The 19763-nt window shown below is 68.9% G+C and carries 21 protein-coding genes; 11 read left to right on the forward strand and 10 right to left on the reverse strand.

From position 1 onward, the window contains the following. The first annotated feature begins 42 nt into the window (after positions 1 to 42). The 3 genes from NNI01S_RS20265 to NNI01S_RS20275 all read left to right on the forward strand — a co-directional run bounded on the left by NNI01S_RS20265 (position 43) and on the right by NNI01S_RS20275 (position 2066). Positions 43 to 459 carry a hypothetical protein gene (locus NNI01S_RS20265; protein ID WP_157114880.1) on the forward strand — a complete coding sequence of 139 codons (417 nt, stop codon included), beginning with the start codon at positions 43 to 45 and terminating at the stop codon, positions 457 to 459. Between the two features lie 169 nt (positions 460 to 628). Further along, positions 629 to 1585, forward strand: a complete 957-nt coding sequence (locus NNI01S_RS20270; RefSeq protein WP_063021683.1) for a serine/threonine-protein kinase — start codon at positions 629 to 631, stop codon at positions 1583 to 1585. A 58-nt stretch (positions 1586 to 1643) separates the two neighbouring features. Further along, complete coding sequence (locus tag NNI01S_RS20275; protein ID WP_063021684.1) at positions 1644 to 2066, forward strand: cupredoxin domain-containing protein; 423 nt, start codon at positions 1644 to 1646, stop codon at positions 2064 to 2066. Positions 2067 to 2095: 29 nt separating this feature from the next. Here the strand turns inward: NNI01S_RS20275 and NNI01S_RS20280 are convergent, their stop codons facing one another. Then, positions 2096 to 2815, reverse strand: coding sequence for an NPCBM/NEW2 domain-containing protein (locus NNI01S_RS20280; protein WP_063021685.1), 720 nt, complete (start codon positions 2813 to 2815; stop codon positions 2096 to 2098). A gap of 411 nt (positions 2816 to 3226) precedes the next feature. On the opposite strand from NNI01S_RS20280, the gene NNI01S_RS20285 reads away from it, so the two are divergent. Continuing rightward, positions 3227 to 4324, forward strand: a complete 1098-nt coding sequence (locus NNI01S_RS20285; protein ID WP_063021686.1) for an SEFIR domain-containing protein — start codon at positions 3227 to 3229, stop codon at positions 4322 to 4324. 40 nt (positions 4325 to 4364) lie between these two features. On the opposite strand, the gene NNI01S_RS20290 is transcribed toward NNI01S_RS20285, so the two are convergent. Genes NNI01S_RS20290 through NNI01S_RS20300 form a run of 3 tightly spaced genes read right to left on the reverse strand, consistent with a single transcriptional unit; the run spans position 4365 to position 6540 of the window. Then, complete coding sequence (locus NNI01S_RS20290) at positions 4365 to 5111, reverse strand: B3/B4 domain-containing protein (protein ID WP_063021687.1); 747 nt, start codon at positions 5109 to 5111, stop codon at positions 4365 to 4367. After that, on the reverse strand, positions 5108 to 5458 hold the full coding sequence (locus NNI01S_RS35425; protein ID WP_063021688.1) for a Rieske (2Fe-2S) protein: 351 nt from the start codon (positions 5456 to 5458) through the stop codon (positions 5108 to 5110). The genes NNI01S_RS20290 and NNI01S_RS35425 overlap by 4 nt, the downstream gene beginning before the upstream one ends. Next, positions 5455 to 6540, reverse strand: coding sequence for a 3-methyl-L-tyrosine peroxygenase-related protein (locus NNI01S_RS20300; RefSeq protein WP_157114881.1), 1086 nt, complete (start codon positions 6538 to 6540; stop codon positions 5455 to 5457). The genes NNI01S_RS35425 and NNI01S_RS20300 overlap by 4 nt, the downstream gene beginning before the upstream one ends. Before the next feature lie 185 nt (positions 6541 to 6725). On the opposite strand from NNI01S_RS20300, the gene NNI01S_RS20305 reads away from it, so the two are divergent. Continuing rightward, entirely contained in the window at positions 6726 to 9080 is a 2355-nt protein-coding gene (locus NNI01S_RS20305; RefSeq protein ID WP_063021690.1) for a helix-turn-helix domain-containing protein, read from the forward strand. Between the two features lie 9 nt (positions 9081 to 9089). Continuing rightward, on the forward strand, positions 9090 to 9365 hold the full coding sequence (locus NNI01S_RS20310; protein ID WP_063021691.1) for a hypothetical protein: 276 nt from the start codon (positions 9090 to 9092) through the stop codon (positions 9363 to 9365). 65 nt (positions 9366 to 9430) lie between these two features. Here the strand turns inward: NNI01S_RS20310 and NNI01S_RS20315 are convergent, their stop codons facing one another. Both NNI01S_RS20315 and NNI01S_RS20320 read right to left on the reverse strand, forming a co-directional pair. Beyond that, positions 9431 to 10354, reverse strand: a complete 924-nt coding sequence (locus NNI01S_RS20315; RefSeq protein ID WP_063021692.1) for an SDR family NAD(P)-dependent oxidoreductase — start codon at positions 10352 to 10354, stop codon at positions 9431 to 9433. 107 nt (positions 10355 to 10461) lie between these two features. Beyond that, the gene (locus NNI01S_RS20320) at positions 10462 to 11073 is read right to left on the reverse strand and encodes a TetR/AcrR family transcriptional regulator (RefSeq protein ID WP_063021693.1); all 612 of its coding nucleotides are present in this window, start codon (positions 11071 to 11073) and stop codon (positions 10462 to 10464) included. Between the two features lie 77 nt (positions 11074 to 11150). Between NNI01S_RS20320 and NNI01S_RS20325 the strand changes: the two genes are divergently transcribed. From NNI01S_RS20325 to NNI01S_RS20340, 4 genes are all read left to right on the forward strand, one after another. Beyond that, the gene (locus tag NNI01S_RS20325) at positions 11151 to 12158 is read left to right on the forward strand and encodes a GlxA family transcriptional regulator (RefSeq protein WP_063021694.1); all 1008 of its coding nucleotides are present in this window, start codon (positions 11151 to 11153) and stop codon (positions 12156 to 12158) included. 102 nt (positions 12159 to 12260) lie between these two features. Next, positions 12261 to 12983, forward strand: coding sequence for an alpha/beta fold hydrolase (locus tag NNI01S_RS20330; RefSeq protein ID WP_063021695.1), 723 nt, complete (start codon positions 12261 to 12263; stop codon positions 12981 to 12983). Positions 12984 to 13023: 40 nt separating this feature from the next. Then, complete coding sequence (locus NNI01S_RS20335) at positions 13024 to 13989, forward strand: alpha/beta hydrolase (protein WP_063021696.1); 966 nt, start codon at positions 13024 to 13026, stop codon at positions 13987 to 13989. Between the two features lie 37 nt (positions 13990 to 14026). Continuing rightward, positions 14027 to 14746 (forward strand): alpha/beta fold hydrolase, encoded by a 720-nt coding sequence (locus NNI01S_RS20340; protein ID WP_218019225.1) that lies wholly within the window; start codon positions 14027 to 14029, stop codon positions 14744 to 14746. A gap of 46 nt (positions 14747 to 14792) precedes the next feature. Here the strand turns inward: NNI01S_RS20340 and NNI01S_RS36100 are convergent, their stop codons facing one another. The 3 genes from NNI01S_RS36100 to ilvD all read right to left on the reverse strand — a co-directional run bounded on the left by NNI01S_RS36100 (position 14793) and on the right by ilvD (position 18657). Next, a complete protein-coding gene (locus NNI01S_RS36100) occupies positions 14793 to 16229 on the reverse strand; it encodes a hypothetical protein (RefSeq protein ID WP_063021697.1) in 1437 nt (478 codons plus the stop codon). Continuing rightward, positions 16226 to 16849, reverse strand: a complete 624-nt coding sequence (locus NNI01S_RS20350) for a TetR/AcrR family transcriptional regulator (RefSeq protein WP_063021698.1) — start codon at positions 16847 to 16849, stop codon at positions 16226 to 16228. The genes NNI01S_RS36100 and NNI01S_RS20350 overlap by 4 nt, the downstream gene beginning before the upstream one ends. 101 nt (positions 16850 to 16950) lie before the next feature. Further along, positions 16951 to 18657, reverse strand: a complete 1707-nt coding sequence (ilvD, locus tag NNI01S_RS20355) for a dihydroxy-acid dehydratase (RefSeq protein ID WP_063021699.1) — start codon at positions 18655 to 18657, stop codon at positions 16951 to 16953. 130 nt (positions 18658 to 18787) lie between these two features. Between ilvD and NNI01S_RS20360 the strand changes: the two genes are divergently transcribed. After that, entirely contained in the window at positions 18788 to 19159 is a 372-nt protein-coding gene (locus NNI01S_RS20360; RefSeq protein ID WP_084489052.1) for a helix-turn-helix domain-containing protein, read from the forward strand. Here the strand turns inward: NNI01S_RS20360 and NNI01S_RS20365 are convergent. Beyond that, complete coding sequence (locus NNI01S_RS20365) at positions 19156 to 19749, reverse strand: ClpP family protease (protein WP_063021700.1); 594 nt, start codon at positions 19747 to 19749, stop codon at positions 19156 to 19158. The two genes, NNI01S_RS20360 and NNI01S_RS20365, sit on opposite strands and share 4 nt — an antisense overlap. Positions 19750 to 19763 lie beyond the last annotated feature (14 nt).

Below are 19763 nucleotides of genomic sequence, written 5' to 3' on the forward strand. Positions count from 1 at the left end.
CCGCATGAGTTCTCGTGGGCGTGCTGAGGAAAGATGATGCCCATGACCGCATCTCGACTGTTTCGTTCGTTGGTGGGTGCCGTGCCCGCGGTGCTCGCCGTCGTCAGCTTCACCGCGGCCGGAGGGGCCGCGACGGCCCAGGCCGCGCCCGGTATTCCTGGGGTACCCGGCGTGGTGCAACGCCTGCAGATCGCACCCGGCCAGAACGGCACCGAGGCCACCGGCAACGTCGCGCAGGGCAAGTCCGACAGCTACTCCATCGCCACGGCGCCGGGGCAGCGTCTGAGCTTCGACGTGAGCGGCAACGCCCGCGTCTCGGTGGCCCCGCTGATCGGGCCGCAGGTCGCGAACGAGGTCCCGCACGCCGATCTGGTGGCCGACGGCAACGACTACCAGGTCGTCGTCTCCTCCGCCGACGGCGGGCCCGCCGGTTACACCTTGAAGGTCACCCTCGTCTGACGCTCGCTCGACTCCGCCTGCCGGCCTGACGTGTCACGACCGCCGGGCCGGCGGGCTGCTCGTCACCGCATGACGGACGCCATTCGCAGTCCCGCGACGTCGCAGTGCCGTTGGGCACACGAGGGCGAACAGCGGCGTACGGCCGAGATCTGCGCACTATGGTGGGGCGATGCCGCTCGAACCAGGTGACCAGTTTGCGGGATTCGTCGTGCGAGCCCGGCTGGGGCACGGGGGCAGCAGCGAGGTGTATCTGGCCGAGGACCCGGAATGGTCGCGGCCGGTGTCACTGAAGATCCTCGGGCCGGAAGACAGCCGGTCGCCGGAGGCGCGCGCACGATTCGTGCACGAGTTCGACATCCTGTCGGCGCTGCGGCACCCCGACATCGTGCGGATGTACACGCACGGCGAAACCGACGGCAGGCTGTGGTCGGCCCACGAGTACGTGGCGGGCGCGACGGTGTCGACGTTGGTGCCCTCGCCGCATCGGCGCCCGGACCTGCGGCAGGTGCTCCACGTGCTGACCCATGTCGCGGCCGGTTTGGACTTCACGCACGCCAACGGCGTGGTCCATCTCGACGTGAAACCGGCGAACGTGCTGGTCGGGACGGACGAACCGGCGACGGTGAAGATCTCCGACTTCGATTCGGCCCGATGGCTGCACCGGCCCGAGCCGCCGTTGGCCAGTCACGGGTTCGTCGTCGTATCGGTTCCGTACGCCGCGCCGGAACTGCTGCGAGCGGACACGGTGTCCCCGGCGACGGACCAGTACGCGCTGGCCTGTTCGGCCGTCGAACTGCTCACCGGCCACACGCCGTTCTCCCGCGCGAACCTCATGGCGACCGCCGAGGCGCAACTCCACGAACCGCCCCCGCGGCTGGCCGGCCGCCACCGCTGGATCCCGCCCGAAGTCGACGTGATCCTGCACCGGTCGCTCGCGAAGGATCCCGCCGACCGCTACGACTCGTGCGCCGAGCCCATCCGCCTGCTCACCGAGGCTCTCCGCGACGTCGACCCCCGCCCCCTCGCTCCCCTGTTGAACCGCTGGAAAGCGACCCGATCGCAACTGCTGAATGCCACCCTCGGACGGATCGGCGGCAAAGTCACCTTCGGCTCCACCCCGAGGTAGTGCGCATGATTTGCCGGTTTCCTTGCGAGGAGCCGGTGCCGCGGTCACGCTGAAAGGTATGCGGACCCGCGATATCGAGGTCGGGTGCACCTATATGGTGCTGGTCCCGCAGCGCCTGCCACGCAGTCGGTACCCCGACTGCGACCAGCCGGGCTCCCTCACTTGGGCGTGGTCGTGGCTGCGCGGCGGCCGGTTCCGGCTCACCGTCACCGGTATCGACCACAGCAGCGAGCCGATCACCGTCGAAGGCCTGCGGATCACCGCGAACTCGCGCATCGCGGTGGTCCTGACCGCCGAGCAAGCTCAGGATCTCGGTTTGCCGGTCGGCGTGTTCCGGGTGCGCGGGACCTTGTTCGACGGTGAGGACCGGCCGGTGCGCCTGCCCGAGGTCGAACCACTCCGAGTCCCGGCCCGCTGGCTGCGACCGGTCGAGCAGCCCTGCTTCACGCACCGCGATATCGACTGCTTCCCCTACCTCTGAGGCGACGAACGGCCCGCACCGGAACAGAACTATCGTTTCCGCCCGGGCGGCGCGGAGCAATGGACCCGGGGACGACCCCACGCGTTCTTCGCGTCCTGCGAGCGCCTCGCATCGAACAGCGTCAGGCGGATCTTCCCCGAGATGTCGAGATCCACTTCTTCGGCCGGATCGGTCATCGACTTCTCGGCGGTGAACGCGTCCCGGTCGTCGACCCGCACCACGAATCGCCCGACACCGGCGGACGACGGTGAATCCGAGTCCTTGCCGATCCAGACCGAGAACCGATCGCACTGCCCGCCGATCGTCCACGTGGCGCGGTTCATCGGATCGGAGGCGCTCGACGGATAGAAGCCCACGATGCTGCTGGGAAAGGACACGGCTCCGATCCGGATGGGATCGACCGGATCGAACCCGTTCGCCCAGCTGACCGATTGATACTCGACCAGGTCGTACCACCCGTCGCTGGAGGGAGCCAGCGCGGCCGAGGTCGCCGAAGGGGCGGGACGGACGGACGACGTCGTGGTCGCCGCCGCCGACGTGGTCGGCGTCGCCTGCGGCGTATTCGTCACCGACGGTCCGATCGCGGACACCCGAGTCGTCTCCGTGGCGGCGGGCAGGGCGGACGGTTCGTCACCGCGGATCCGGTCGAGAAACGACAACGCGCCGTCGAGATTGGCGAGCCCGACTACCACGAGGGCGACGACACCGAATGCAGCAACCCACAGGGGCTTTTCTTTGACGAAGTTCACGAAGACTCCAGCTTTGTCGACTGAACGGGGAGCAGCCGAAAGCGCTCGCCGGGGAAAATCATAGAGCGGCGGACGCCGATCCTCATCATTTCGCTTTTTCGATTTCTGTACGAACGATGGATACCGTTCCGAAGGAGATTATGTTCCGCCGGGGTCGCCCGAGCCCAGGAGCGACCTCGGTCGCATGTTTCCGGCAATCAATTCGCCGGGCGAAACACATCCGGATCGGTCTGTTTATTTCCGGCGCGCGGTTTGCGCGAAACGCCGCCTCCCGGATGATCCCACCCGGCCATCACCGGAGACGGCAGTCCCGAGTTATTCTCGTCGAGCGCGGATCAGCCGTGTCCCGGCCGCGCTGCGGTCGACACGAGACCGGGTCGCGCGCAGGGACTTCGATGAGGAGGTGCTCGGATGAGCACGGACGACCAAGCGGTCGACACCGCGCCCGGCGGCGACCCTGTCGCACCCCGGGTGTTCGTTTCCTATTCCCACGATTCGGACGAGCACAAAGAGTCGGTGCGGCGGTTCTGTACATTCCTCCGCGAAACTGCGGGCGTGGATGCGCACCTGGACGTCTGGTATGACGACGGGCGGCGCGATTGGTCACTGTGGGCCATCGACCAGCTCACCGAAGCCGACTTCATTCTGATCATCGCCTCACCCGAATACAAACGCCGCGCGGACGGCGCCGCACCGGCGGATGAAGGGCGTGGAGCGCAGTTCGAGGCCGCGATCATCCGCGACAATCTCACCAGGAATTTGCGAAAAGAAACCAGGCGCGTACTCCCGGTCGTACTGCCGGGCCGATCCGTGGACGAAATTCCCACCTTTCTGGCCGCGCATTCGACCACCCGATATGAGGTGGAGGAGTTCACGCTCGACGGCATCGCCGATCTGCTGATCGCGTTCACCGGCATACCGAAGTACCCGATGCCGACGCGCGCCCGGTTCGTCGGATCGCCCTTCGCGAGCCGGACGCAGGCTCCGAGCGCGTCCGCCGCGACCTCGTCTCCGCAGGCGCCGGGCGTGTCTACCGCCACCTCGTCTGCGCCGCGGAAGCGACTGCTCACCGCGGCCCTGCAGCCGGTGACCCGCGGCCCCGACCTCTACTTCGGCAGCGCGGACTTGAACGGCGAGCACTACGGCGACAGCATCCTGCACCGCTGCTCGATGTTCTGCGGTGATCCGCGCAGTGCGATCGAGTACAACCTGGGCCGGGAATTCCGCTTCTTCGAGGCGACGGTCGGCGTCCTCGACGATGCCGAGGACGCCGGTCAGATCGGTTACTTCCAGGTTTTCCTGGACAACGATCCGCAGAAGCTGGTCCGCGCGACGCACGGCGACCCAGGACACATCCGATACGAAGTGAGCGGGGTACTCCGGTTGCGGCTCGTCGCGTACCGACCCGATACCGTCGCCAGTCCCATGCTGGCGGGTGCGATGCTCGTCGGCGGTCGCCGCGCCAAGTTACCGGCTCTCGCGTGGGGCGATCCGACCCTCGTGCGCTGACGCCGGATTCGTGGCTTCGGCGCCCGGGCAGCGGCGCCGGTCAGAAGGTCACCGTGGTCGATCGGTGGGTCGCGTCGAGCAGATCGACCGCCACTTGGCCGCCCGCGTATTCGGCGACCAGTTTCGCCAGTTCGACCGCGATCGCCATCGCGTCCACGTCCGGCAGGTCCGGCAGGACGTCCACGTTGTAGAGCAGATTCCGCGAATCCGGCTTGATCGCAGTGTGCTCCGACTGCCGCCACACCCAGCGGCGCGTGAGGACCGTGCTGCCCTCGGCGAGGATCACTTCCCCGGCGATCGGCCGCTCCGAGGTCGTCGAACCGAAAGCGGAGAAGGTCTCGCCGCCGGTCGCCAGGCGCAGCATGATGTCGCCGTCGACGTCGTCGAGCGCATGGCCGCCGATGGGGACGAGATGACGCAGACTGATGACGGTCCCGATGTCGATGAGACGGCCGAGCGACGACAGCGAGCCGCGGATCGCCCTCCGGGCCAGCGCCTCCACCGACGGGCGGAAGTCGCTGGGCCGGGCTCCGAAGGCCCGGAAGGCCTCGCGCCAGGGATGGATGCGGCGGTCGGCCGCGATGGCGGTGATGTCGATGGATTCCTGCAGGTCCGCGCAGGCTCGCTGCAACGCCGCGACCAGCGGCGGCTGGGACTCGCCGTTGCGGACGTTGCGGGCGACGAGAACGCCGACCCGGTAGGAGGGATGTCGCTCGAACACGGCGTCGTCGACGGTGTAGCGGACGGTCCTGCCGAGGAATTGCGGCGTCGGGTTCTCGGTGTTCACGTGGTTTCCTCCGGTTCTGTTGGTGTGGGCATGGTCGGGTCCACCGGGAATACCGGGAGGACCTTGCAGGAATCGGCTCTCGTGCACGCGCCGTCGGAGAGCCGGTAGGCATGGGCATGGGCGAGACAGGTGACCACCCCGAGGCCGAAATCCGGCAGGCCGCGGCGCGTGAGGTCGGCACCTTTGTGCGGGCAGAACCGCTCGACGGCGAAGGATTTCGCGCCGCTGCGGAAGATGGCGTAGTGGCGTCCGTTCGCGGTCGCCTGGAACGTGTCGGGCCATACCGCTCGCGGCGCGCGTCGAACGGAATCAGGGTCGAACTCGATGGCCTCGCCGGAAGTGTTCATGCTCCGTACTCCCGGCTCGCTCTGCGCTGTTCGGCGAGGTCACGCAGGACCTCCACGGCGGGCACCAGATCCATGTGGCCGGGCAGCTCGGTGCGATTCGCGTGCGAGAGCAGCGAGGGTTCGGTTCCGCCGACCTTGGCGGCGGCGATGAGGATGTGGTGTTCGACGTCCTGGATCTCGATTTCGGTGAACACGGCGTGCGCGGACCGCAACACCGCCGATCCACGAACCGGCGTGGCGGCCAAAGCGACGCGCAGGACATCGATCGCCCGGCGCAGCCGGTGATAGTCCAGGTTCTGCGTGCCGGAGAACCCGGTCTCGCGTCCGCTGAGGACGGCCATCGAGGGGCGGACGTGCCGCAGATAGATCTCCGCGGGGAAGGCTCCGGCGAACCACATCGCGGCAGTGGTAGCGCGCAGGTAGCGCGCGGCGGCGAGGAGGGCATCGGCGGTCGCGCTGTCGTCACCGGCGACGGCGCTCGCTTGCGCGCGCTGGATCTCGGCGAGACAGAACACCGTCGACAGGTTGAACAGGTGATGCCCGATAATCCAACGGTATTCGGCCCGGACCTCGACGGCGGCATCGGCGAACGGCCGGCCCGCGACGCGCGACACCGTTTCGCGCACGGTCACCGACGTCGTCGCACACCATGCCAGCATCGCGCCGATCGCGTCGAGCGCGCTGATGCTCTCGTCCAAGGCGATCGGGGCGGTGGACATCTCGGCCAGCACCGCCGCGCAGGTGATCACGATCTGTGCGGCCAGCACGTCGCGGGGCAATTCGGCCACCCGCACGAATCCGAAGTAGCGGTCGTAGTCGATGCTTCCCTCGACTTCGGACGTGGTCTCCACCTGGGCGACGACCGGAACACCGGCCGGAATCAGTGCGGCGAGCTCGGCTGCGGCGGCGGCCAATGCCGCCGAGACGGCGGAGGGGGTGGGCATCTCGTCGCGCAGCCGCTGGGTGAGCGCGCGCAGTCGAGCGGTGACCGGCGACAGCGCCGGATTCCGCGGCCGGCCGAAGTCCGCGGCGGGCTCCGGCAGCACCGACGTGAGAGGCAGGACGAGGGAAGGGCACGACAAGCTCGGATACTTGCCGTCGGTATCATCCCGAGTCGTCCTGTCGTGCCGACGGCGAATGGTCATAATCTGGGGCACCGGTTCTCTCGCCTTCGTCTCTTGGCTGCGGCGGCGCGGTTCGCAACAATTGATGCGCCTGGCGTTCGCCAGTTTCCAGCCGACTGATCCGATACGGGAGGGGTTGCGTGATGGCGGTCGGATCGCAACCCGCAACTCCGCCGAACCGCGTGCCGCGAGAGGCGGCCGCAGGCGCCGAGGTTGCAGGCCCGGCGGCGAGCAGGCGAGCCTTCGGCCGGGAACTGCGGCGGTGGCGCGAGTTTCGCGGCTTGTCGCAGGCCGAGCTCGGCAACCTCGTGCACTGCGACAAATCGGTGATCAGCCGCATCGAGGCCGGACAGCGACCGGTGTCCCCGAACTTCATCGCCTCCTGCGAGCGCGAACTGGCCACCGGCGGAGCCCTGCTCGCGCAAGCACCCGCGCCGAAAGAGAATCGCGCGGCGCAGCCCGTGTCACTGGCCGAGCTGGGGCTGCCGCCCTCGCCGAGGCTCGTCGGCCGCGCGGCGCAGCTCGCCAGGATCCTCGCGGTGCTGGCGGGGGACCCGGCACAGCGCAATTCCGCGCAGATCTGCATGATCCGGGGCATGCCGGGGGTCGGCAAGACCGCACTCGCCCTGCACGCCGCCCACCAGCTGATGTCCGTCTTCACGGACGGATGCGTCTACCGCGATCTGGGTGGGGACACGACCGGTGTCAGCCCGACGCGCCCGGAGGACCTGCTGGAATGGCTGCTGCGGCATCTCCAGGTCGACGCCAAGGCGATACCGGTGGGGCTCGCGGACCGGGCAGCGCTGTATCGCGGGCGCACCCGCGGCAAACGCATCCTGCTGGTGCTGGACAACGTGCGGCACAGCGATCAGGTCATGTCCGTGCTCCCGTCCGAGGCCGGTTGCGCGGTGATCGTCAACACCCGGCATCGGCTGGCCTCCGTCGATGCCGCTGTCCACATCGACCTGAACCCGCTCACCCACGCCGACGCCCGGGACCTGTTGCTGCAGACCGCCACGCCGAACGCCGCGCCCGGCCAACCCGCGGCCGAGGAGGTCGAGCAGATCGTCGAGCGGTGCGGCAACCTACCGCTGGCCATTCACATCGCGGCGAGCATGTACCGCCGTAAACCGCACCTCGGGTATCGCGGCGTGCTCGAGCAGCTCACCACTCACGCCGAAGGCATCGCTACCTTCTCGGACGGCGACCGCAGTGTCGCCGCGGTTCTGCGTACGGCACTGGCGGAACTCGGCGACTCCGAGCGCCGGCTGTTCCGGCTGCTGTCGGTGCACCCGGGCCGGCGGTACACCCCCGAGGTGGCCGCGGCGCTGGCGGGCACAACCGTACGCGTGGGCAGGCAACGACTCGACGCACTCTGGGACCGCCATCTCCTCCTCGCCGGAGACGGCGAGGGCTACGGCATCCACGATCTGCTGCGTGAGCTGTCCGCCGACGAGGCCACCGCACTCTCCGAAGCCGAGCGCGGCGCGGCGTTACGGCGTGTCCTCGCGCTCTACCTCAGGACCGCCGACGCCGCCGATGCGCTGATCGCACCGCATCGCAACCGGGTGCCGTTGCCCGGCGACATCGGCGACGACGTCGTCGCGCGATTCGCCGACCCGGCCGCGGCGCTGGAATGGCTCGACGCCGAAGAGCCCGCGCTGGTCGCCCTCGCCCGGGCCGCCAGGGCGTATCGACACGACGAATACGGTTGCCACCTCGCGCACATCCTGCGCGGCTATTTCTTCCACACCCGCCGCTGCGACCCCTGGATAACGACCCACGAGGACGCTCTCGCGTGCGCTCGCCGCTCGGGCGACCGTTGGTGGGAGGCCACCACCTCCAACAATCTGGGACTGGCGTTCGCCATGCGGAACGACCTCGACCGCGCCTGCGAGCAGTATCGGCACGCGCTGGCCCTGCTCACCGAATTGGGCGACGACATCGGCGCCAGTCACACGCGGGGCCATCAAGCCTGGATCCATTACCTGCGCGGGCAGTACACCGAGGCGGTCGAGCAAGCGCGCGCCGCGCTGGCGGTCTATCAGCAGCACGGCATGCGCCGCAACGCCGCCATCATGATGCGCGAGATCGGTTGCTCGCTGGCCGCGCTGAACCAGGCCGGGGAAGCGGCCGAGCACCTCGAACCCGCGATCGCCGAATTCGCCTCGCTCGGTTTGGATCTCGACATGAGTATGGCGCTCAACTGCCTCGGGGAGATTCGTCTGCGCGGCGATCCGGCCGACGCGTCGGCGCGGTTCGGCGCGGCGCGGAGAAAGGCACGGGCGTGCGGCAGCCGCATCGAGGAAGTGCGGGCCCTGCGCGGTCTCGGTTCCGCGGCGGCCCTGCGCGGACGTTCGAAACACGCGCGCGGGTATTGGTTGTCCGCGTTGACGCTGATGGAGCAATTCCAGCTTCCGGGCTCGGACGAGGTGCGACGGCTCGTGGCGGACCACGCGACCGGTGCTGTCCACACGGACGGCGTGCGGATCAAGTGAAGGGGTTCCATGGGCGGCGACGCGACGGAAGACCGGTACGCCTCGGACGTGGCCGACCGCTCCCACGAGTGGTATTCGCGCGCCGCGGTGAAGGCTCGGCGCTATCACCGGGAAGCCGTGGAAGCGGAACGCCGGCTGTTCCACACCGGCGCCGTGCCTTATGACGACCCGGTCGGCCGCGATCAGGTGCTGGCACAGAACATCACCAGCATCGAGCAGAAAGAGATGAGTTCCTGGCTGGAGATCGCCGGGCCGCGGCGGCACTCGCGCGGAAATCCCGCCTGATCGCAGCAGCCGCACCGAGCACGGGCCGCGCGAGAGACCCGTCGGCGCAGCGCGGCGCTCTCCACTCAGGCGGCATAGGGCGCGATGAAACGCTCGAGAGCGTCCCAGAGTTCGGCTTCGCGCCGCGGGTCGTACGACTCCTCCGACGAGCGGGCCACCCGGCCGCGGTCGACGTACGCGCCGGTCGGCGCGGCGGTGGCGCCGAGGACGACGTCGGCCAGGTAGCGACCCGCGGCCGCGCGGCTGGTCGCGAACGGGGTCAGGGTCAGTACCGGCAGAATGCGGCGCATCGCGAACCGGGACGCCGGGCCCGCGTTGCGGGCGAGGCCGGTGCCCGGGACGAACCCCGGGTTGAAACCGATGACATCGATCCCGGCCCGCAGGCGGCGCGCGTACTCGTGCACGAGGTAGACGGCGGCGAGTTTGCTCGTCGAGTACGCGGTGCGTCCGGCGGCGGTGGTACGCGGATCGGGAAACGCGCCGGGGCGGGCGAGGACGTCCGGGGGCTGCCAGACCGGACCGGGGACCATACCCAAGTTGTGCCGTAAGTCGCCGAAGTGGGTGTCGCTCACGGTGATCACGATCCGGGCCGGAGTGGCGAAGCGATCCTCGAGCAGGCGGACGAACAGATGGTTGGCGAGCACGTTGACGGCGAAGGTGGACTCGAATCCGCCGGGTCCCTCGGTGAGCGCGTTGGTGTACTGCATTCCGGCGTTGCCCACGAAACCCTGTAGCGGCGGCAGTTCGCCCCGGTCGAGGCTGCCGTGGATCTCGGCCGCGGCCGAACGCACGCTGTCGGGCGCGCCGAGGTCCACCTCGACATGCGATACCCGCCGCCCGCCCGCCCCGAGTTCGGCGGCCAGTAGCGCGCCGGTGGCGCCGCGGGCGGCGACGACGAGATGCGTGTGCGGCGACGCGTGCAGGATGCGCTCCGCGGCGACGCGGCCGATCCCGCGACTCGCTCCCGTCATCACGATGGTCGACAGCATGGGACCTCCTGCACTGCGGGGCGCCCGGCCGGGCGCCTTCGATGATCGTCGCCGCGGCCGTGCGGACCGGTGCGCGCGACGGGTGACGGTCGGCGCCATGGAGCTGGTCAGCGGACGGGCTGGTCGGCCCAGGCCTGCGGCAGCGCGGCACTCGACACGTCGGCGATCTCCTGCAAGCGCTGCGGGGGAAATCCCAAGCGGCTCAGTTGGATCAGGCCCTGGGCGACCACCACGACATTGGCGCTGACGGCCGAGAGCGTGGCTTCGTCGCAGGCTCCGGCGTCGTGCATGGCGGGGCGCAGCCGGTCGGCGACGCCCCGCTCCATGTCCGTGGTGGTCCGGGTGCCGATGGTGGTGACTTCGGGGATCCGGGTGGCGAGCTGGGCGATGCTGTTGATCATCAGGCACCCGCGCCGATCCGGCTGCGCCGCGCAGTCTTCGATGATCGCCTGGTACAGCGCGCGCACCGCGGAGCGTGCCGAACCGCCCGCCGAACCGATGGCCTCACGGACCAGCCGCGCACGGCGCTCGCAATAGCGTTCGAACGCCGCCAGGAACAGGCCGCGCTTGCTGCCGTAGGCGGCGTAGATGCTCCCGTTCCCGACGCCGGTCGCCAGCGACACGTCTTCCACCGACGTGCTGTCGAAACCCTTCGACCAGAACAGCTCGGTCGCGGCGTCGAGCAGGTTCGATTCGTCGAACTGTCGCGGCCGTCCCATGCGCTCACCGTACCAATCGGTGTGCGAGGCCGGGCACATCACTTGTTCTGGAGCCGCACCTCCACAATACTGTTGACATGTCCTACAACTTCGCCGCCCCGCCCAGCAAACGCGTGGGCATCCTGGTCTTCGACGGCGTGAAGATGCTCGACTTCGTGGGGCCCGCGGAGGTCTTCGTCGAGGCGAATCAGTCGGTGGCGGGCTACGAGGTGGTCTTGGTCTCGGCCGACGGCAAAGACGCCCAGACCTCGATCGGCGCGCGGGTCGAGGTCAGTTGCGCGGCAGCCGACGCGGGCCGCTTCGACACGGTGGTGATCCCGGGCAGCGAGCTGCCCCCGGGCAAATTCATGACGCCGGAGGTGCTTGCGGCCGCGCGGCGCCTGTCCTGCAACACGCGGCGGCTGGCATCCATCTGCAGCGGCGCGTTCGTGCTGGCCGATCTGGGCCTGTTCGACGGCAGACGCGCGACCACGCACTGGAAATTCGCCGCCGACCTCGCGCGGCGCTACCCGTCGATCGAGGTGGACCCGGACGCCATCTTCGTCCGGGACGGCAACCTCTACAGCTCCGCCGGGGTTGCCGCGGGCGTGGATCTCGCACTCGCGCTGGTCGAAGAAGATCACGGCGCCGACGTCGCGCGGCACGTGGCGCAGGCGCTGGTGGTCTACATGCAGCGCGCGGGCGGTCAATCCCAATTCTCCGCGTCGCTGAGCGGACCGCTGCCCCGCAGCCCGCTGGTCCGCGGAGTGGTGGACTTGATCTGCGCGGACCCGGCGTACCCGCACACGGTGCAGACCCTGGCCGCCCACGCGCGGGTCAGCGTCCGGCATCTGACCAGGCTGTTCCGCGCGGAACTCGAACGCTCGCCCGCGGAGTACGTCGCGTTCATCCGCTTCGGCACCGCCCGGGACATGCTGCACGCCGGGTACAGCGTGACCGAAGCCGCCATGGCCGCGGGGTACGGCACCAGCGAGGCGTTGCGCCGCGCGTTCGTGGCGCGCCTGGGCATCTCCCCGAGCAAATACCAGCAGCGCTTCCGGTCCACCGCCCCACTGGAGCAGGCGATGGAGCGGGCCGTGTCCTGATCGGAGGCATTTGTGGCCCGTGCGGAGGGGCGCGCGCAGGCGCGTCCGGACGAGACTGAGTCGGCCACAGCGCCACTCATGCGCGCTGGAGAAAGGAACGCCATGGCCGCCCCGGCAAGTCCGACCATCGTCCTGGTACACGGCGCTTTCGCCGATGCCTCGAGCTGGTCCCCCGTCACCGAACGGCTGCTCGACCAGGGCCATCGCGTCCTGGCGCCCCCGGTATTCAATCGCAGTCTCTCGGCGGACGCGGCCTACATCAAGTCGTTCGTGGAGCGGATCGACGGCCCCGTGCTGCTGGCCGGGCACTCCTACGGCGGGGCCGTCATCACCGTCGCGGGCGTCGCCGACAACGTCGTCGGCCTGGTCTACGTGTCCGGCTACGCCTTGGCGGAAGGCGAGAGTCTCGGGCAGTTGCAGGGCGGGTTCCCGGACTCCGTGCTGGCGGCCCACCTCGTCTACACGCCATATCCGATCGCAGGCGCCGAGCCCGGCACGGACGTCTCGGTCGAGATCAGCGCCTTCCCCGAGGTCTTCGCCGCGGGCCTCGACCCGGCGAAGGCCGCGGTGCTCGCGGTCTCGCAACGGCCGTTGTCGGCGATCGCGTTCACCGAGCCCGCCTCGGCGGCCGCGTGGAAGTCGAAACCGGCCTGGGGCATCGTGTCCGGCGCCGACCGCACCATCAACCCCGACGTGGAACGATTCGGCTACCGGCGAGCCGGGTTCCGCACGGTCGTGGAGATCGACGGACCACACCTGGTGATGCAGACCCACCCCGATGAAGTCGCGGCCGTCATCACCGACGCGCTCGCCGCATCCGCCTGAACCACAGCAGTTCCCACACCCCTATCAGAGAGGCACGACCATGTCAGGAAACCCGCTGGGCATCTCGCTCGAACCGGCCGCGCAGGAGTTCGTCGACGCGACCTCGCAGCCGCCGTTCCTCTACCAGCTCCCGCCCGAGGAAGGCCGCAAGGCGGTGGACGGCGTGCAGGACTCGCCGATCTTCAAGCCCGAGATCGACGAGGAGTGGATCACCGTCGAGGGCGGGCCGACCGGCTCGGTGCGGGTTCGGATCGTCAAACCGCAGGACGCCACCGGGGCGCTGCCGGTGATCGTCTACACCCACGGCGCCGGGTGGGTGTTCGGCGACGCGCACACCCACGACCGCCTGGTGCGCGACCTCGCCGTCGGCACGAACGCGGCCGTCGTGTTCCCCGAGTACGACCGATCCCCGGACGTGCGCTACCCGGTGGCCAACGAGCAGTCCTACCGAGTGGCCCAATGGGTCACCGCCCACGGCGCCGAAAAGGGCCTCGACACCTCCCGCATCGCGATCGCGGGCGACTCGGTCGGCGGCAACATGGCCATCGCGCTGACCCTGATGGCCAAGGAGCGCGGCGATGTCTCCTTCGTTCAGCAGGTGCTGTTCTACCCGGTGACCGACGCCGATTTCGACACCGGCTCCTACGAGCAGTTCGCCGAGGGCTACTTCCTCACCCGCGAGGGCATGAAGTGGTTCTGGGATCAGTACACCACCAGCGCGGACGAGCGCGCGCAGATCACGGCGTCGCCGCTGCGCGCGACCATCGAGCAGCTGGCCGGGTTGCCGCCCGCGCTGGTCATCACCGCCGAAGCCGACGTGCTGCGCGACGAGGGCGAGGCCTTCGCGGGCAAGTTGCGCGCCGCGGGCGTGCCGGTCACCCAGGTGCGCTACGGCGGGATCGTGCACGACTTCGTCATGGTCAATTCGCTGCACGACACCCATGCCGCCAAGGCGGCGGTGGCGCAGGCCGTCGCGACGCTGCGGTCCGCCCTGTACCCCGCGTGACCCGTAACCGACTATCCGATTCGGAGGAACCACACTCGTGAGCATCGAGCCCACCAGTCCGACCATCGTTCTTGTCCACGGCGCGTTCGCCGACTCCTCCAGCTGGAACGGTGTCATCGAACGGCTGCGCGCACAAGGGCATTCCGTGCTCGCGGCCGCCAATCCGCTGCGCGGCCTCGACAGTGACGCCGCCTATGTGGCCTCGGTCCTCGACACCGTGCAAGGTCCTTGCGTTCTGGTCGGACATTCCTACGGCGGCAGCGTCATCACGGTCGCCGCCGCGGGGAAGAGCAATGTCGCAGCGCTCGTCTACGTCGCCGCTTTCATTCCCGACGAGGGCGAGAGCGCGTTGCAATTGACCGACAAGTTCCCCGGATCGACGCTCGGGCCGACCACCCGGGCCGCGGCCTACCCGCTTCCGGGCGGCGACACCGGCACCGAGCTCTACATCCGGCAAGAGGAATTCCACGGGCAGTTCGCCGCCGACGTTCCCGCCACCACCGCCGAGACGATGGCGGCGACGCAGCGACCGGTCGCCCTCGACGCCTTGCAGCAGCCCGCGACCGCCACGGCTTGGCGGGACATCCGGTCGTTCGCGCTGATCACCAGCGAGGACAAGAACATTCCGGTGGAAGCGCAGCGGTTCATGGCGCAGCGTGCGGGCGCCGACATCGTCGAGGTCTCGGCCTCGCACGCGGTCTCGGTGTCCGTTCCCGACGTGGTCGCCGAGTTGATCGTCCGAGCCGCAGGGAAGTAGGCCCGAGCGGGCCGCGCGGCGAGATCGTGCCGCGCGGCCCGCTGCCTCAGAAATCGACGACAGCGGTGGCGAAGCCGTCGAGCGGTACGACGGGCTCGCCGAGCGGCGCGGCTCGCAAACCCTCGGATCCCACCTGCTCGACTGTGATCGGTACGGACGCGGAGAGGGCGACCGTCAGGGGTGCATCGAACTTGTTGATCAACAGGAGCTTTCGTCGGCCGGAAGCGGTGACGAAAGCTCGTGCGTGGACGCGTGGATCGGGGTAGGCGGTGCTGGTCACGGCCAGCTGGTCGCCGGGGCCGAAGTGCCGCAGCAGTAAGGCCAGGGCTTCGTAGCGCAGGTTGGGGGCGCCGGTTTCCCAGTCGATCAGCGAAGTGCCGGGGATCATGCCGGGATAGTCCATGAATTCGGCGATGCCGACCAGGTCGACCCCGAGCGCGACCAGCTCGACCCAGAGGTAGGACTGGATCGCGGCGCTGAGTGCCCAGTATTCATCGGGAATCTCCGGGCTCGGATTCATCACGTCGGCCGGGAAGGTGCCGATCTCGTTGATGAACGTCGCGACGTCCGGCGCGAGCCTGCGCCGGATGCCTTCGATGAACCGTGCCTGTTCCAGGAAACCATCCGCTCGCGCGAAGAAGATGTCGCGCCAGTGCGCGGCCGGCGCGTTGCCCTCGGGGCCGAACGGATTGACGATGTCCGGCTGGGCGTAGAAATGGTAGGAGAAGGCGTCGATCGGGACTCCGGGACGATGATTGGTCCGGTCCAGGAAATTCCAGTAGTACTCGGGATTACGGTGGATGTGGCTCAGCGACAATCCGACGAATTTCATGTCGGGATCCAGCGGGCGAAGACGTTCCACGATCGCGTCATAGAGCCTCGTGTAGGCCTCCGGTCCGATCCGGTGCCCGAGGTCCGGCTCGCACAGGACTTCCCAATAGGCGAAGTGGTAATGGTGCCCCGACTCGTGGCGACGCCCCAGTTCGTCGGTGAACCCGCCCGCGATATACCAGCTGGCGACACGATAGAAGTAGTCCGCCACCTCGGTGAAGGAGGGATCACGGAATTCGGTGCCCAGCTCGTAGTCCCAATGGATCTCGTCGGGGTTCTCCGCTACGGCCACCGGCTCGTCGGTACTGAACATCCAGGCCGGAATGGTCGCGAAATTCGCGACGACCGGCCTGCCTTCCGCGGCGTCCATGAAGTCCTCGACCAGGGGATCGAGCAGCTGGAAGCTCCAGGATGTCTCGGTCGCGGTGGGCGGAGCCAGCTCGGCGACGGAGATGCGCGGATGGGAATACCACGGCAGGAACCGGACGAGGTCGGCGTCGAGCGCGCGCAGCGCGGCAAAGGCTTTGTCGTGGATCGGCGAACTCCGGCGCAGCGGCGGCGCGGTCCACAGGTGCGTCGTCAGCGTGGTGCGCGAGGTGCCGGTGGTGGCGGTCCAGTCGACGTGGACCGGATTCGCGGGTGCGCTTGTCATTTCGTCTGACTCTTCTCATGGGGAGGCGGGAATCCGAGGGCGGGTAAGAGAGCTTGATCGACGATGGCCGCCCGGACGCGCTCGTCGGGCCACCGTCCGGTGTCGATCTGGTGTTTGATCACCAGCGCCTCACCGATGTCGCTCACGATCGGCGTGATCAGCGCGGAGTCGATCTGGCCCAGTGACGCGTAGTGATCGAGCACCGTTCGGGTGAACCGGCCGCCACGCAGATCGAAGACATTGCGATACAGCGCCTCGACCAGATCCGGCCGCCGCTGCCGTTCCGCGAGGATGGCGGCAGTGGCCGCTCCGGTCGGACCGGACAGCCACTGCGTCAACTGCTCCAGTGCCCGCAACAGGTCACCACGCAGGTTGCCGCCCGCAGGCGACGGCACTTCGACCGGATACGCCTGCGCCAGCGCCTCGATCAGCAATTCCTCGACCGTCGGCCAATGCCGGTAGAGCGAGGTCTTGGCGACTCCCGCGCGACGCGCGACTCCCTCCATCGCCAACCGCGCCACACCCGTCTCGGCGGCCTCGGCGATGACGGCGGCACGACAGTCGGCGTGTAACTCGAGCTGGGTGCGGCGGCCCTTTTCTCCAGGCTTTCTCGCGTTCACGGCTCATTTATAGCTACAAACTAGTAGCTAGTCAACCGTAGCTACAAACAAGTAGCTTTAAGCCGTGCTCGTGCCGCCCTATCCGCGGAGTCCCGCGGCCGTCAGTCGCAGACAGCTCCGATCGACGCCGATCCCACCAGCTTCGTGTACTTGGCCAGGACGCCGCGGGTGTAGCGGGGCGGCAAGGGTTCCCAGCCTTCCCGGCGGCCGGCCAATTCGTCGGCGTCGACCAGCAGGTCGAGGGTGCCGGAGGCGACGTCGAGGCGGATGGGATCGCCGTCGCGCACGAAGGCGATCGGTCCGGCGTCCACGGCCTCCGGTGCGACGTGCCCGACACACAGGCCGGTGGTGCCGCCGGAGAACCGTCCGTCGGTGAGCAGCAGGACGTCCTTGCCCAGGCCCGCGCCCTTGATGGCCGCCGTGATGGCGAGCATCTCGCGCATCCCGGGCCCGCCTTTCGGCCCCTCGTACCGGATGACGACCACATCGCCCGCCGCGATCGTGCCGTCTTCGAGGGCATCCATCGCCGCGCGTTCGCGGTCGAAAACCCGTGCGGTGCCGGTGAATACGTCGGAATCGAAGCCCGCCGACTTGACGACCGCGCCGTCCGGGGCGAGCGAACCGGACAGGATGGTGATGCCACCGGTCGGATGGATCGGGGCGGCCATCGCGCGGATCACCTTGCCGTCGGGGTCCGGCGGGGTGATGTCGGCCAGGTTCTCCGCCACCGTCCGTCCCGTGACGGTGAGACAGTCGCCGTGCAGCAACCCGGCGTCGAGCAAGGCCTTCATCATCACCGGCACGCCGCCGATCCGGTCCACGTCGGTCATCACGTGGTTGCCGAAGGGTTTGACGTCGGCGAGGTGCGGAACGCGGCGGCCGATGCGCGCGAAGTCGTCCAGCGAGAGGTCGACGTTCGCCTCGTGCGCGATGGCCAGCAGATGCAGCACGGCGTTGGTGGAACCACCGAACGCCATGACCACCGCGATCGCGTTCTCGAAAGCCGGTTTGGTGAGGATGTCGGCGGGCGTGATCCCCTGCCGGATCAATTCGATTACGGCCTCGCCGCTGCGGCGCGCGTAACCGTCACGCCGACGGTCGGTCGCGGGCGGGGCCGCACTGCCGGGCAGCGACATGCCCAGCGCCTCGGCCGCGCTGGCCATGGTGTTGGCGGTGTACATGCCGCCGCAAGCCCCTTCGCCGGGGCAGATCGCCCGCTCGATAGCGGCGACGTCCTCCCGGCTCATCAGCCCCCGGGCGCAGGCGCCGACCGCTTCGAAGGCGTCGATGATCGTCACCTCACGCTCGCTGCCGTCGGACAACTTGGCCACCCCGGGCAGGATCGACCCCGCGTACAAGAACACGCTCGCCAGGTTCAGCCGGGCCGCGGCCATCAGCATCCCCGGCAACGACTTGTCACACCCGGCCAGCAGCACCGAACCGTCGAGCCGCTCGGCTTGCATCACGGTCTCGACACTGTCGGCGATCACCTCCCGCGAGACCAAGGAGAAGTGCATCCCCTCGTGGCCCATGGAGATGCCGTCGGACACCGAGATGGTGCCGAACTGCATGGGAAAACCGCCACCGGAGAAGACACCGTCCTTGCAGCCCCTGGCGAGCCGGTCCAGGGACAGATTGCAGGGGGTGATCTCGTTCCACGAGGAGGCGACGCCGATCTGCGGCTTCTCCCAGTCCGCGTCGCCCATGCCGACCGCGCGCAGCATCCCGCGCGCGGCGGTCTTCTCCAGGCCGTCGGTGACGTCGCGACTGCGCGGCTTGAGATCGGGGACTTTCGAATTCTCGGGCATGGTTTCCCATCATGCTCGGTTCGCTCCGATCACCGCGGCGACCACGCCGAATCCGCGCCGATCGCCGCCGCTCGTACGCCCAGAGCGTAATGCGGGGCAGATCGGCGCTCCAGGACCGTACGCTCTGCTCATGAGCGAGCACCCGAGACTGCACTCGATTCCCGGTGGACGCGACGACCGGCAGGCACCGCAGACGTCGCCGGAACCCCTGTGGCGCGAGGTGCTCGGTGAACAGTTGCGCACGCTGCGGCAGGACCGCAGCGAGACACTGGTCGAAACCGCTCGCAGGGCGGGCATTTCCCCGCAGTATCTGTCGGAGGTGGAGCGGGGGCGCAAGGAGCCGTCGAGCGAGATGATCGCCGCCCTGGCCGGCTCCCTCGGCACCACGCTGGGTGAGCTCACCGGCCAGGTGGCCGACCAGCTGCAGGCCCGGCGCCGCATCGCCCTCTTGCGGGCGCCGCGTTCCGGCACCGGGCCCACGCTCCTGGCATCCGTGGCCTAGTCACGCCGTCCCAGGATTTGGTCGACGAGGCCGTACTCGATCGCCGCCGGCGCGGTGAAGACCCGGTCGCGGTCGGTGTCGCGCCGTAACCGCTCCACGGTTTGCCCGGTGTGCCGCGACAGGATCGACTCGATCTCCGCCCGCATGCGCACCAGTTCGTCGGCCTGCAGGATCAGATCGGGAATAGTGCCCTGCCCGCGCGCGGCGGGTTGGTGCAGTACCACCCTCGCGTGCGGGAGCATGGCGCGTCGGCCGGGCTCGCCGCCCGCCAGCAGCACCGCGCCCACCGCGATCGCCTGCCCGACGCAGGTGGTCTGCACGGGCGACTGGATGTGCTGCATGGTGTCGTACACGGCGAGCATGGACGGCAGATCCCCGCCCTCACAGTTGATGTAGAGGTTGATCTCCTGCTCCGGACTCTCCGACTCCAGGTGCAGCAACTGGGCGATGAGCGCGTTCGCGACGCCCGAGTCGATCGGGGTGCCGAGGTAGACGATCCGCTCGGCGAGCAGGTGGGAGTAGATATCGGTGATCCGCTCGCCGCCGCGCGGATGCTGCGCGATCACATTGGGAATGGTGTAGGTACTCATGCTCTGTCCCTTCC

Source organism: Nocardia niwae NBRC 108934 = DSM 45340, assembly GCF_001613465.1.
Lineage (GTDB): Bacteria > Actinomycetota > Actinomycetes > Mycobacteriales > Mycobacteriaceae > Nocardia > Nocardia niwae.

Coding starts and splice junctions, on each gene's coding strand:
- NNI01S_RS20265 (WP_157114880.1), top strand. CDS start 43: ATGACCGCATCTCGACTGTTTCGTTCGTTGGTGGGTGCCGTGCCCGCG.
- NNI01S_RS20270 (WP_063021683.1), top strand. CDS start 629: ATGCCGCTCGAACCAGGTGACCAGTTTGCGGGATTCGTCGTGCGAGCC.
- NNI01S_RS20275 (WP_063021684.1), top strand. CDS start 1,644: ATGCGGACCCGCGATATCGAGGTCGGGTGCACCTATATGGTGCTGGTC.
- NNI01S_RS20285 (WP_063021686.1), top strand. CDS start 3,227: ATGAGCACGGACGACCAAGCGGTCGACACCGCGCCCGGCGGCGACCCT.
- NNI01S_RS35425 (WP_063021688.1), bottom strand. CDS start 5,458: ATGAACACTTCCGGCGAGGCCATCGAGTTCGACCCTGATTCCGTTCGA.
- NNI01S_RS20305 (WP_063021690.1), top strand. CDS start 6,726: ATGGCGGTCGGATCGCAACCCGCAACTCCGCCGAACCGCGTGCCGCGA.
- NNI01S_RS20310 (WP_063021691.1), top strand. CDS start 9,090: ATGGGCGGCGACGCGACGGAAGACCGGTACGCCTCGGACGTGGCCGAC.
- NNI01S_RS20315 (WP_063021692.1), bottom strand. CDS start 10,354: ATGCTGTCGACCATCGTGATGACGGGAGCGAGTCGCGGGATCGGCCGC.
- NNI01S_RS20320 (WP_063021693.1), bottom strand. CDS start 11,073: ATGGGACGGCCGCGACAGTTCGACGAATCGAACCTGCTCGACGCCGCG.
- NNI01S_RS20325 (WP_063021694.1), top strand. CDS start 11,151: ATGTCCTACAACTTCGCCGCCCCGCCCAGCAAACGCGTGGGCATCCTG.
- NNI01S_RS20330 (WP_063021695.1), top strand. CDS start 12,261: ATGGCCGCCCCGGCAAGTCCGACCATCGTCCTGGTACACGGCGCTTTC.
- NNI01S_RS20335 (WP_063021696.1), top strand. CDS start 13,024: ATGTCAGGAAACCCGCTGGGCATCTCGCTCGAACCGGCCGCGCAGGAG.
- NNI01S_RS36100 (WP_063021697.1), bottom strand. CDS start 16,229: ATGACAAGCGCACCCGCGAATCCGGTCCACGTCGACTGGACCGCCACC.
- ilvD (WP_063021699.1), bottom strand. CDS start 18,657: ATGCCCGAGAATTCGAAAGTCCCCGATCTCAAGCCGCGCAGTCGCGAC.
- NNI01S_RS20360 (WP_084489052.1), top strand. CDS start 18,788: ATGAGCGAGCACCCGAGACTGCACTCGATTCCCGGTGGACGCGACGAC.
- NNI01S_RS20365 (WP_063021700.1), bottom strand. CDS start 19,749: ATGAGTACCTACACCATTCCCAATGTGATCGCGCAGCATCCGCGCGGC.